The sequence below is a fragment of the Pseudomonas sp. S2_H10 genome, assembly GCF_054668285.1.
In genome coordinates, this window is sequence record NZ_CP162754.1 from 89,375 (window position 1) to 101,238 (window position 11,864).

An 11,864-nucleotide genomic window follows, 5' to 3' on the forward strand; every position below is an offset into this window, starting at 1 on the left:
CTCCTACGACGAGACTATTTCAAACTCAATTGCGAATGTTCTCGATGCTGCCCCTGTAGGAGCAGCTTGCCGGCGATAGCGTTCTCAAGGACGCCATCGCCGGCAAGCCGGCTCCTACGACGAGGTTATTTCAAACTCAATTGCGAATATTCTGGATGCTGAACTTGTAGGAGCCGGCTTGCCGGCGATAGCGTTCTCAAGGACGCCATCGCCAGCAAGCCGGCTCTTACGACGAGGTTATTTCAAACTCAACTGCGAATGTTCTGGATGCTGCACCTGTAGGAGCCGGCTTGCCGGCGATGGCGTTCTCAAGTTCCCCATCGCAGGCAAGCCGGCTCCTACGACGAGGTTATTTCAAACTCAACTGCGAATGTTCTGGATGCTGCACCTGTAGGAGCCGGCTTGCTGGCGATAGCGTTCTCAAGGTCACCATCGCCAGCAAGCCGGCCCCTACAGGGCGGTCGCCAACCCGGCGCTGCGCCAGTCATTGCCGCTCGGTTGCTGGTACAGGCTGAGCCCGAATTCCGGCAGCACCGCCAGCAGATAATCGAAAATGTCGGCCTGGATGCGCTCGTAGTCATCCCACTCGGTGGTGCGGGTAAAACAGTAGATTTCCAGCGGCACACCCTGGGCCGTGGCCTGCATCTGGCGCACCATGCAGGTCATGTGCGGCGCAATGTCCGGATGATTTTTCAGGTACGCCAGAGCATAGGCGCGAAAGGTGCCGATGTTGGTCATGCGCCGGCGATTGGCGGACAGGGCGGGAACGTTGCCCTGGGCGTCGTTCCAGTGCTTGAGTTCAGTGTGCTTGCGGCCCATGTAGTCGCTGAGCAAGCGCACCTGATGGAGCTGCTGCGCCTGGTCATCGGCCAGAAAACCCACGCCACCGGCATCGATGAACAGACTGCGCTTGATCCGGCGGCCGCCGCTGGCCTGCATGCCGCGCCAGTTCTTGAACGAGTCGGACATCAGGCGCCAGGTGGGAATCGAGACGATGGTCTTGTCGAAGTTCTGCACCTTGACCGTGTGCAGGGTGATGTCCACCACGTCGCCGTCCGCGCCCAGTTGCGGCATCTCGATCCAGTCACCGACGCGCAGCATGTCGTTGTTGGTCAGTTGCACGCTGGCGACGAACGACAGCAGCGTATCCTTGTAGACCAGCACGATCACCGCCGACATGGCGCCAAGGCCGGACAGCAACAACAGCGGCGAGCGGTTGATCAGGGTGGCGACAATGATGATCGCCGCCAATACGAACAACACCATCTTGGCCAGCTGCACGTAACCCTTGATCGAGCGAGTGCGGGCATGCGGGGTGCGGGCATAGATCACCAGCAGGGTATCGAGCACGGCGTTGATGGCCAGCATCAGGAACAGTAGGGTGAACGCCAGCGCGACATTGCCGAGGAAATTCTGCGCCTTGTCGCTCAACCCCGGCACCACATTCAAGCCGAACTGGACCAGCAGCGAAGGGGTGATTTGCGCCAGGCGGTGGAACACCTTGTGGTCGGCTAGGTCGTTGACCCAGCGCATGGACGGCTTGCGTCCCAGCAGGCCGACCCCGTGCCGCACCAGATAACCGGCGGCTCGCCCCAGTAGCAGGGCGACGATGAGCAACAGCAACAGGGTCAAGCTGGCGTACACATGCGGGTGTTTGTCGAGCGAGCTCCAGAAACCCTGAAGATCGAGCCAAAGCCGGGTGAAGTTCATAGGTCTGATCGATTCCTTTGCCGTGGAGGGAAATGGATTGGATGAATCCATTCAGCAAGGGACCAAGCCTACGCAGCTGCGATGCGCCTGACTTGATGGATCACGAATATGAGTTGACTAAACACGAACGGCTAGGGGCCGGCGCCGGTCAAGCGATCGCAGCCGGCCCCGCAGGCTTGAGTCCGCGGATTGATGGAAGCAGACAACTGCGTCACATGGCTTGAGGCGAAATCTGACAACCGTTCATCGGTGAACTACGCTGCGATACGTACCCTCGGTTTGAATTTTGTGAAGTAAGGATGTGGCACATGCGGAGCAGGCTGCTCGCTGTAATGTTTACTGTTTTCGGGATGATGTGGTCGGTGCAGTCGTGGGCCGAAGATGAAGCACCGAAAGTGGTCGATGCTCCCGTTGAACTGAAAGTGGCCAACCGCAGCATCATGGTGTTTCGCGCGACCATCCTCGGTGAAGGGCCGGCCTCGCGGGTCAAGCGTGCGAAAGCGGTGATCGGTGAGGCGCTGGATGACACCGACGACCTCAAGGTCACCCTCGACCCGATCATGAAAAGCTACATGGTGCTGCTGGGCAGTCGGCGTGCCTTTATCGTTTCGCCCAAGGATTTCGACGCGACCGAATACGACACGGTACAGCAGGCTGCCGAAGCCGCGGCCGACAGACTGCGCCAGGTCGTGGCCGAAACCCGCGAAGCCCGCAGCCTGCAGTTGATCCTGCGCTCGGTAGTCGCCGCATTGATCGCCACCGGCATTTACATCGCGCTGCTGTTTGGCATGTCGTACCTGCGGCGCAGGGTGCTGAAGAAGCTGCCCGAACTGATGCATCGGCACACCAAGGCCCTGAAGGTCGGGCGGGTTCCGCTGGTCGACGCCAATTACCTGTATCCGCTGGTCAGCCGTTTGCTGGAGCTGGTGCGCTGGATCGTCGTGCTGCTGCTGACGTACGAATGGCTGGGTTTTGTCCTGTCACGTTTTCCCTACACCCGGCCCTGGGGCGAAAGCCTCAACAACTATCTGCTGGAACTCGGCGGCTATCTGCTGGAAGGGATCGTCGGTGCCATACCCGGGTTGGGAGTGGCGCTGGCGATCTTCTTCATCGCTCGCGGCGCCACCGCGTTCATGCGCCGGATACTGCGGCGCATGGCGGCCCCGGGAACCCTCAGCTGGCTGAACCATGAAACCCTGCAACCGACCCAACGCCTGACGTCCCTGGCGATCTGGCTGTTTGCCCTGGCCATGGCTTATCCGTACCTGCCGGGGGCCGGCACCGATGCATTCAAAGGGCTGTCGGTGTTGATCGGCCTGATGATTTCCCTGGGCGCCACCAGCGTGGTGGGCCAGGCAGCGGCGGGGTTGATCCTGACCTACACCCGAACCCTGCGCCCCGGTGAGTTCGTGCGCATTGGCGACTACGAAGGCACGGTCACTGAACTGGGCATGTTCACCACCAGCATTCGCACCGGTCTGGGCGAGGTACTGACCCTGCCCAATTCGATGATCACCGGCACCGTCACCAAGAACTACTCGCGGGTCGTACAAGGCCCGGGCTACGTGGTCGATACGGTCGTGACCATCGGCTACGACACACCGTGGCGCCAGGTCGAGGCGATGCTGCTGGAGGCCGCGGCACGCACGCCGGGGATTCTCGAAGTGCCGCCGGCCCAGGTGTTCCAGACGGCTTTGTCGGACTTCTATCCGGAATACCGCCTGGTGGCCCAGGCCATTCCCAGCCAGCCCCGGCCGCGCGCGGTGCTGCTGAGCATGCTGCACGCCAACATCCAGGATGTGTTCAACGAGTATGGCGTGCAGATCATGTCGCCGCACTACCTGGGCGATCCGCAGCAAGAGAAATGGGTGCCCCGGGACAAGTGGTACCCGGCCCCGGCCCAAGAACCGAAGGAATCCTGATTTCGCCTGATAGGGAGTTCGCACCATGCTTGAGTTCATTCTCCACGCCCTGCGGACTGACCCGGAAATCGCGGTGTTCCTGGCCATCGCCCTGGGCGTCTTCGTCGGCCGCATCCACATCGGCAGTTTCCACCTCGGTTCGGTGGCCGGCGCACTGCTGATGGGGCTGCTGATCGGCCAGATCGGCCTGGAAGTGCCGACCGGCCTGAAGTCGGTGTTTTTCGTGATGTTCATCTACGCGGTGGGCTTCAAGAGCGGGCCGGAATTTTTCGGCAGCCTCAATCGCGGCACACTGAAACTGGTGCTGTTGAGCGTGGTGCTGTGCGGCACTGCGCTGGCGGCAATCCTGCTGATGAATGCGGTCTTCGATTTCGACGCCGGGTTCACCGCCGGGCTCGGCGCCGGTGCGCTGACCGATACGGCGATCATGGGTACCGCCACCAGCACCATCAATCAACTGTCGATCGACACCGCGGCCAGGGCCCAGCTCAACAGCCACATGGCGATTGCCTATGCGATCACCTACCTGTTCGGCACCATCGGCCTGATCGTCTTCGTCGGCAGCATTGCTCCGAAACTGCTGGGCGTGGACCTCAGGGCATCGGCTCGGGAGCTGGAGCTGGAGCTGGGCATCGCCAAGGAAGAAGACGCGATCACCGTGCCCTACACGCGCATTGTCGTGCGCGCCCATCAGGTGGCGGACAACGGTTCGGCGAATGGGCAGCGCATTGCCGATGTGGAGAAACAGCACGAGTCGCTGACCGTCGAACGTGTGGTGCGGGCAGGCAAGATCATCGAGCGTGACGAAGCATTCACGCTGATGGCCGGGGACATCGTCGGGGTCTACGCCTTGCGCGAAGCCGTGGGCACGCTCACCCAGTGGATCGGACCGGAAATCGACCATGCCGAATCCTTGTCTTTCCCCACCCGCGAAGTGGACATCGTGGTGACCTCGCCGGAGTTCGCCGGCAAGACCATCCATCAGGCGAAAAGCCGCCTGGAAAGCGCCAGGCGCCTGGGCTGTTTTATCAATACCATCACCCGCCAGGGCTACGAGTTGCCGTTGCTGCCCAAAACGGTGCTGCGTCGGGGCGACGTGATTACCCTGACCGGTCGCACCGCCAGCGTCGAAGCGGTGGCCAAGCGCCTGGGGCGGATTCGCGAAAACAACTACAAGAGCGACATTGCCGTGCACACCCTCGGTATGGTGCTGGGCTCGTTGCTGGGGCTGTTGTCGACCCACATCGGGATGATCCCCGTGGAGCTGGGCATCGGTGGCGGGGTGTTGGTCGCCGCCCTGGTGATTGGCTGGTACAACTCGCGCCACCCGGAAATCGGCGCCTTGCCGCCGGCCGCGCAGTGGGCGTTTTCCGAGTTCGGCCTGACCGCGTTCGGCGCGGTGGTTGGCCTGCTGGCAGGCCCTGCGGCCTTTGCCGCGATGAAGGAACAAGGCCTGGCGTTGCTGCTGTCCGGCGCCGTGGTCACCATCGTGCCGCCGCTGGTGGCCCTGTACTTCGGCCGCTACGTGCTGCGCCTGCACCCGATGATCCTGTTCGGCGCACTGGCAGGCGCACAAACCGAAGCGGCGTCGATGAACAAGATCATCGAACAGTCCGGCAGCAACACCCCGGTGATTGGTTTTACCGTGTGTTATGCGATTTCCAACGTGTTGCTGGCGGTGTGTGGGCCGATCATTGTGTTTGTGGTGGCCGGCTAGTGGACTGCACTGACCATCTATCGCGCTTGATGATTCAGGTTTATTAAATATGATTAAATCTACTTCATATTGAAGCAATTTGAATAACGTCAACAGGTGTCTGCTGCATCTCGCGGCATTGGAGCAAATGTCATGGCTACTACCGTCAAAACCCGATCAGTGACAGCACACGTCCCGGTAGACCTGGCCGAACGGGTTGATGAACTGGCTGAACGACTGGATCGTTCTCGAAACTGGATAGTCAAGCAGGCACTGTCAGCGTGGCTGGATCAGGAAGAGGAGCGTAGTCGCTTGACCCGTGAGGCCTTGGCCGATGTAGACGCCGGTCGTGTCATTGACCATCAGGCTGTCCAGGCATGGGCCGAAAGCCTTGGTACAGACTCTCCATTGCCGGTGCCGCGCTGATGGAGTTGAAGTGGGCCAGCAAAGCGCTTTCTGATGTAGCTCGCTTGTATGAGTTTCTCGCCACCGTCAATCAACCTGCCGCTGTCCATACGGTTCAACAGTTGGTTGCTGCTCCAGCCACTTTGTTGGCCAACCCGCGCATTGGGGAGCGTCTGGAGGAGTTCGACCCGCGAGATGTGCGCCGAATCCTGATCGGTCACTATGAACTTCGCTATGAAATCCAGCATTCGACCCTTTACCTGCTGCGTCTGTGGCATACACGCGAGCATCGATAGCGCTTGCCAATCAGGGACGAATCTCGAGTCCTGCCTTCAGAATCCACTTTCCCTCATCAACACCGCCATCAAGTGCGTCGCACCGTCGGCCAGCAAGCTGCGGCGTTCGCCTTCGATCTTCAGATGCCCGCGGGTTTCGCGCAGGCTTGGCAAGGGTTCGTCGAGCTGGACCAGCACCTGGAACAATGCCGCGCTGGGGATCAGTGCGTGTTCCGCTGACGTCGTCGGCACCGGGCCGCCGAAGCGTGAGGACAGCATGCGGTGCGACAGTTGGCTGGCGCGGGTGCTGCCGATCACCAGTACGCGACCCTTGAACGGGGTGGTCTGGCCGTCCGGGTAGAATCGCACAGGGTCGCCGGTGACCATGCGATGCACCTGGTCCTGGGCGACGTAGGCGTCCACCTGCCAGCTGCGCGGGTCGATCAACATGCCCAGGGATTCCTGGCGACCGACCCACTGGCCGGCTTTCCAGTCCGGATTGACGTCCAGCCAGAGCCCGGCGAAGGGGGTTTGCAGGTTGAGCCGGGCGATCTCCGAGCGCGCGGCCCGGGCTTCTTCGAATTGCACGTTGAGGCGTTGCCGGGTGACGGCGTCTTCCTGCAGTCCGCCGGGGTCGGCCAGCAATCCTGACAGACGCGCCTCGTAACTGCGGGCGTTGGCTTCGCTGCTTTGCAGGCGCGAGGCAATGTCCGGCTCGTCGAGCACGATCAGGGTTTCACCGGCGTTGACCGGGCCTTCGGCCTGGATCGATTGCAGGCGCGCCGGGTAGGGCGCATAGACGCGCAACTGGTGTTCGGCGCGGGCCACACCCACCGCATCGATCTGACTGTGCCAAGGCACCGCCAGCCCGGCGACAATCAGCGCCAGCACGCCATAGAACAGCACCTTGCGTCGGCTCGGGATGCCTGCGCGATGTTGCCACCAGTGATTCAGCTCGCGTACCACCGGCATGGCGATAAACCAGGACAATTCGACCATGAACAGGATGATCCCCAGCAATTTGAAGAAGAACAGGTAGACCGCCAGGGCGATCCCCAGGAACAGCACCAGCCGGTACAGCCAGGTAATGATCGCGAACGTCACCAGCAGTCGGCGTTGACCGGGCGGGAACGCTTCCGGCCAGTCTTCCTGCAGACCCAGCAGATTGCGCCGCAGGGTGACCCGCGCCAGGGCCGATGAGCGCTCGTGCAGGTTGGGAAAGTCCAACAGGTCGGAGAGGATGAAGTAGCCGTCAAAACGCATGAACGGGCTGGCGTTGAGCGCCAGTGACAGCAGCCAGCTGGTGGTCGCCAGGTACAGCAGCGCATTGCGCAGCGGGCCCGGGTCGCACAGCGCCCAGCCCAGGGTCGACAACCCGGCCAGGGACAGCTCGGTGACGATACCGGCCGAGGCGATTGCCAGGCGCTGGCGCGAGCGACTGAGTTTCCAGCTCTCGCCGGTGTCGGTGTAGAGCATCGGCCACAACACCACGAAGGCGATGCCCATGTGGCCGACGCGCAGACCCAGGCGCGTGGCCACCAGTGCATGCCCCAGTTCATGCAGGGTTTTGGCGACGATCAGCGCCAGGGCGAAACTGAACAGGCCTTCGGTGGAAAACGACTCGACCACCGCGTGGGTAAAGACATCCCACTGTTGCAGGACCAGAATCACCCCCCACAGGCTCAGGGCAAACACCAGCAGGCCGGTGAGCGGGTGAAACAGCCAGCCCAGGGCGCGGGCCAGGTGTTGCAAGGGCTGTTGCGGACGCAGCAACGGGATGCGAAAGAACAGGTAGTGGTGCAACCACCAGCGCCAGCTCAGCCAGCTGCCTGCCTCGTCCTTGGCCTTGAGCCGTTCCAGCGCGGCCGGGCCTGCGCGCAACAGTTGGTGCTGTTCAAGGAACTGGCGGAATTCGAGGACCTGCTCGACATCCGGTTTGAGCGCGGTGCCTTCGGCAATCTGTTCGCTGATCCGCCGGGGCGACTGCCCCCAGCGCAGCAGGCATTCGAACTCCAGCCAGCCGATGCGGTAGAAACGGTTGATCACCGTATCCTGGATCACCCAGGCCGGTTCGCCGTTGCTGCCGTTGGCGGCTTCGCTCAGGCGCAGGTCCTCGCGCAATGGCGGCACGGGCAAGTCAGCGGGATCGAGCATTACCAGCCACTCCACGCCCGCAGCGTCGCCAGCGGCCGGCGCAGCAGGTAGTAACCGAGCATCACCCGGCCGCCGTACAGTTTGGCGGTGCCGTGCAGGCCCAGGCGCGCATGCTCCGGCGCACCCTCGACGCTGGCCAGCAGACGGTAGGCGACCACGCCTTCATCGCTGGGGCGGGCCTGGTAACTGGTCTCGAGGATTTCGCCCTTGAGCGGGGTCAGCGGGTACGCCGTGAGAAACAGCGTGACTTGCGCCCCAGGCTCCAGGGCGATGGCATCGGCCACCGCCAACTGGATCAGCATGGCCGGTTGGGTCGGGTCGGCCACCTGCATGATGCGCTCGCCGGTGACCACCGGTTTGCCCAGCCAGTCGTTCGGGTCGCTGAACACCGCCACGCCGCCGCGCGGTGAGAGGACCCTGGTGCGCTTGAGCTGCGCCTGCACCGCCGCCAGTTCGGCCCGACGCTGCTGGGCCCGGCCCTGGAGCAGGGTCAGCTCGCTTTTGCTTTGCGGGTTATCGAACGCCCGCTGGCTGGCCGCCTGCAATTCGGCATCGGCCACGGCGACTTCCTTGCCCAGGACTTCGGCACGGCTGCGCAAGGTGGTTTCGTCCAGGGAGAACAGCGGCGTGCCGGTGTCCACCGGTTGGTTGGGGCGCACCTGGATCTGCTCGATCACGCCGTCGATGGGCGAACTGATGATTTGTGCCTGTCGCGAGACGATTTCCGCCGGGGCCAGGGCGGTTTGCCGTACCGGCAGCAACAGCAAGGCACCGAGTACGATCAGGCCCAACAGCACTTGCTTGCGGTTGGGCCGCCAGCGACTGATGCGCCGATGCCCGGTCAGCGCGGCCCAGCAGTAGCCCCAGGTGGTGACCAGCCCCTTGAGGTGTTGCCGCAGCACCGCCGGCGGCTCTTGTTCCAGTAGCAACACCAACAGGCCAAGGCGTTGCCCGTTACGGTCCTCCAGCGCAACGCACCAGAGGCCCGCTGGCCACCACTCGCTCCAGCCTTCGACGATGTCCGGCGGCGGGGTGGTGGTGTCCGGTGTCAGCCACACCGGTTCGCCATCGGGCACCTGAGTGGCGATCCAGCGACTGGCCCGGCGCAGCCAGACGAGATAAGGCGAATCCTCGCTGGGGCGTGACAGCCCGGAGACGTTCAGCAGATCCAGCGACGATTGCCGTTGGGCAAAGACCAGCGCCTGATGAAACGGCAACAACGGGTACAGGTCATTGGCCATGCTGAACGCCAGGGCGTTCAGCGAGTCGGCGGCCATGGCCTTGTCCCGCAGTGCGTCAAGTTCCAGCAGCAGGTGAGGGTGGGGCAGGGGCTCGTTCATTGTCATGGCTGGGGACTGTTTTGCAGTGCCGGGTTTTGCTGGGCAGTGTCCTGGTTGAACTGAGCGGTGCCGCTCATGCCGGCCATCAGGTCGGGGTATTTCTGGTCGAGCCGGGCCTCGAGCTCGACCGTCTGGGCCACCGCATCGACCCGCGAGTTGATGGCGCTGACATGGGCCGTGTAGGTCTTGCCGGTTTCATGAATGCTCACTTGCAGCGCCAGGCCGGGCTTGAGTGTCTTGAGCAGGTTGGACGGTACGTTGAGCCGCACTTTCAAGGCGCCGTCGCTGACCAGGTCGAACAGCGGGGTGCCGGCCGTGACGGTCTGGTACGGCTTGACGTAGACCTTGGCGATACGCCCGGAGAACGGCGCCAGTACCTGGCAGTAACCACTCTGGGCCACGCCCATGGCGCGGGCGCCGTCGGCTTTCTGTACTTCGGTGTTGGCCATGGACACTTCGATATCGCCCACGGCGTTGAGCTGACGCAGCTGTTTTTTCGCCTCCAGGTTCTGTTTGGCCATGGCCAGTTCGGCGGCGGCCACTTTGCTGCGGGCCTCGGCCTCGTTGCAATTGAAGCGGGCAAGCACCTCGGCCTTGGCGACGTGCTCGCCGAAACCGCTTTTCATCTCGCCCAGGGTGCCGCTCATCTGGCTCGACAGGGTGGTTTCCAGTTCAGCGGCCAGCAACACGCGAATGGCGCTGGCGCTATCGAGGTTGGAGGCCGACGGCGTGTCATCGGCGTTGACGGGCAAAATCATACAGGCCAACAGCAGGGCCCCTACACGGGACTCAAGGGCGGTTTTGCGCATTCGGCGTTCCTTGCTGGCTGATGAGCAGGCGTTGCTGCTCCTGTTCATTCAATGTGCGCTGGATTTCCCGCGACAAGGTCTTGATATCGTGCTTGGAGATTTCTTCCGGCAGGACGTCCAGCCCCACGGAATTGTACAAGCGCCCCCATGCGGCCTGCGCACTGGAAAACGCCGCCTCGCGCTGGTAGCGCGAAAGCAGGTAACGACCTTCGGAGCGGATCACCTCGAGCTCGGAACCCAGGGCACCGCTTTTTGCCGCCTGGGCGTAGTCGAGCAGGCTGCGATCGACCCGCAGGCTGTCTTCGGTGAACTCCACTTCCTGGCGCGCCAGTTGATAGCGCAGGGTGCCGACGCGCACCTGCGTCAGGATCGCCATGGACAGGGCCACCCGGCGGGCGTCATCGGTTTCGCTCTGGGATTTCTGCGCGGCATTGAGCGAGGGCAATTGCAGCAGGCGTATCAGGTTCATCGAGACTTGCAGCCCGGTGGCGTTCCAGTCGTTGTTGTAGAGGTACTTGTTGGTGTCGTACCGGTAGCCGAAATCCGCCGAGACGTTGGGCCACAGTTGCGCCTTGGCAATGTCCAGGTCTTTCTCGTTGACGCGCTTGCGATACCACTCTTCCATGATTTCCGGGCGGTGCTCCAGGGACAGTTGCTCCAGCTGCGCCAGGCTCTGATGCACCTCAGGCAACGGTGGATCCGGCATGTCGGCGAGGATCATTTTCGAGCCCGGCGGCAACGACATCAGCGCGGCGAGTTCGGCCTGGGCGAACTCCAGGTCCTGGCGGCGCACGGTCAGCAGGTAGATGGAGTCGAGCAGGGCGCGTTGGTAGGCGAGGATTTCCTGGCGCGGCAACAGGCCACGTGTTTCGGCTTCCCGGGCCGAGGTCAGCGCGGAGTGGGTGCGCATCAGCAGCTTGTCCACTTCCGGCATCAGTCGTTGCGCACCGAGGGCGCGCCAGTAGGCATTGCGCACATCCTGCAGGACGTTCTGCGCGACCTTGCGCCGACGCTCCTCGGCCATGAGGATCTGATCGGCTTTTTGCTGGGTGCGGTAATAGGCCACGCCGAAATCCAGCAGGCTCCAGCTCAGGCCCAGGCCATAGAGCTCGCGATAGCGCTCTTCGGAGGTCGACGGCCGCAAGCTGACCTGGCGGTCTTCGATGCCGATGGAGGTGCCGCCGGAATCGTTGTTGCGCCCGGCATACCCGGCCGATGCCACCAGTTTGGGCAACATCTCATGGCTGGACACATCGCGCAGGTCCGAGGCCAGGGCGCTCTCCATGAGCTTGAGGCGGTAGTCCAGGTTGTACTTCAGCGCCCGCGCGGCCGCTTCGTAAAAGGTGATGGGCGCTGTGACCGGTTCCTGGCCGGAATACATGCGTGATTGATCGGCGAGGATACGCTGACGGTTCTCTTCGTCGGTGGAGGGCTTGGGCTCCAGTGACGAACAGGCACTGAGCAGCAGCGCAGAAGCGAGGGCGGAACTGATGAACCTCGTCGCATTTTTCGGCATGTTCAATCCTTTGTGCTCTTCGAATTTATTCTGTTGG

9 protein-coding genes are annotated in these 11,864 nt (G+C 62.6%); 4 read left to right on the plus strand and 5 right to left on the minus strand.

Going from position 1 to position 11,864, the window contains the following annotated elements; genetic code table 11:
* Positions 1 to 450: 450 nt before the first annotated feature.
* Entirely contained in the window at positions 451 to 1,710 is a 1,260-nt protein-coding gene (locus AB4O16_RS00360; RefSeq protein ID WP_160388675.1) for a mechanosensitive ion channel family protein, read from the minus strand.
* 308 nt (positions 1,711 to 2,018) lie between these two features.
* On the opposite strand from AB4O16_RS00360, the gene AB4O16_RS00365 reads away from it, so the two are divergent.
* The 4 genes from AB4O16_RS00365 to AB4O16_RS00380 all read left to right on the plus strand — a co-directional run bounded on the left by AB4O16_RS00365 (position 2,019) and on the right by AB4O16_RS00380 (position 6,029).
* Positions 2,019 to 3,632 (plus strand): mechanosensitive ion channel family protein, encoded by a 1,614-nt coding sequence (locus AB4O16_RS00365; RefSeq protein WP_460156690.1) that lies wholly within the window; start codon positions 2,019 to 2,021, stop codon positions 3,630 to 3,632.
* A 25-nt stretch (positions 3,633 to 3,657) separates the two neighbouring features.
* Positions 3,658 to 5,349 (plus strand): aspartate-alanine antiporter, encoded by a 1,692-nt coding sequence (gene aspT, locus AB4O16_RS00370; protein WP_460156691.1) that lies wholly within the window; start codon positions 3,658 to 3,660, stop codon positions 5,347 to 5,349.
* Between the two features lie 132 nt (positions 5,350 to 5,481).
* A complete protein-coding gene (locus AB4O16_RS00375; RefSeq protein ID WP_460156692.1) occupies positions 5,482 to 5,754 on the plus strand; it encodes a CopG family ribbon-helix-helix protein in 273 nt (90 codons plus the stop codon).
* Positions 5,754 to 6,029 (plus strand): type II toxin-antitoxin system RelE/ParE family toxin, encoded by a 276-nt coding sequence (locus tag AB4O16_RS00380; RefSeq protein ID WP_460156693.1) that lies wholly within the window; start codon positions 5,754 to 5,756, stop codon positions 6,027 to 6,029. The genes AB4O16_RS00375 and AB4O16_RS00380 overlap by 1 nt, the downstream gene beginning before the upstream one ends.
* A gap of 36 nt (positions 6,030 to 6,065) precedes the next feature.
* Here the strand turns inward: AB4O16_RS00380 and AB4O16_RS00385 are convergent, their stop codons facing one another.
* From AB4O16_RS00385 to AB4O16_RS00400, 4 genes are read right to left on the minus strand one after another with little or no spacing between them, the layout of a single operon-like run.
* Positions 6,066 to 8,162: an HlyD family efflux transporter periplasmic adaptor subunit gene (locus AB4O16_RS00385; protein WP_460156694.1), complete on the minus strand. Its 2,097-nt coding sequence runs from the start codon at positions 8,160 to 8,162 to the stop codon at positions 6,066 to 6,068.
* A complete protein-coding gene (locus AB4O16_RS00390) occupies positions 8,162 to 9,508 on the minus strand; it encodes an efflux RND transporter periplasmic adaptor subunit (RefSeq protein WP_460156695.1) in 1,347 nt (448 codons plus the stop codon). The genes AB4O16_RS00385 and AB4O16_RS00390 overlap by 1 nt, the downstream gene beginning before the upstream one ends.
* A complete protein-coding gene (locus tag AB4O16_RS00395) occupies positions 9,505 to 10,311 on the minus strand; it encodes an efflux RND transporter periplasmic adaptor subunit (RefSeq protein WP_160388680.1) in 807 nt (268 codons plus the stop codon). Before AB4O16_RS00395 ends, AB4O16_RS00390 begins: the two co-directional genes overlap by 4 nt.
* Positions 10,292 to 11,827: a TolC family protein gene (locus AB4O16_RS00400; protein ID WP_160388681.1), complete on the minus strand. Its 1,536-nt coding sequence runs from the start codon at positions 11,825 to 11,827 to the stop codon at positions 10,292 to 10,294. The genes AB4O16_RS00395 and AB4O16_RS00400 overlap by 20 nt, the downstream gene beginning before the upstream one ends.
* Positions 11,828 to 11,864 lie beyond the last annotated feature (37 nt).

Bases quoted from the DNA above. Each gene is read 5' to 3' on its own strand.
- aspT (WP_460156691.1), top strand. From the start codon at position 3,658: ATGCTTGAGTTCATTCTCCACGCCCTGCGGACTGACCCGGAAATCGCG.
- AB4O16_RS00360 (WP_160388675.1), bottom strand. From the start codon at position 1,710: ATGAACTTCACCCGGCTTTGGCTCGATCTTCAGGGTTTCTGGAGCTCG.
- AB4O16_RS00400 (WP_160388681.1), bottom strand. From the start codon at position 11,827: ATGCCGAAAAATGCGACGAGGTTCATCAGTTCCGCCCTCGCTTCTGCG.
- AB4O16_RS00365 (WP_460156690.1), top strand. From the start codon at position 2,019: ATGCGGAGCAGGCTGCTCGCTGTAATGTTTACTGTTTTCGGGATGATG.
- AB4O16_RS00390 (WP_460156695.1), bottom strand. From the start codon at position 9,508: ATGACAATGAACGAGCCCCTGCCCCACCCTCACCTGCTGCTGGAACTT.
- AB4O16_RS00375 (WP_460156692.1), top strand. From the start codon at position 5,482: ATGGCTACTACCGTCAAAACCCGATCAGTGACAGCACACGTCCCGGTA.
- AB4O16_RS00385 (WP_460156694.1), bottom strand. From the start codon at position 8,162: ATGCTCGATCCCGCTGACTTGCCCGTGCCGCCATTGCGCGAGGACCTG.
- AB4O16_RS00380 (WP_460156693.1), top strand. From the start codon at position 5,754: ATGGAGTTGAAGTGGGCCAGCAAAGCGCTTTCTGATGTAGCTCGCTTG.
- AB4O16_RS00395 (WP_160388680.1), bottom strand. From the start codon at position 10,311: ATGCGCAAAACCGCCCTTGAGTCCCGTGTAGGGGCCCTGCTGTTGGCC.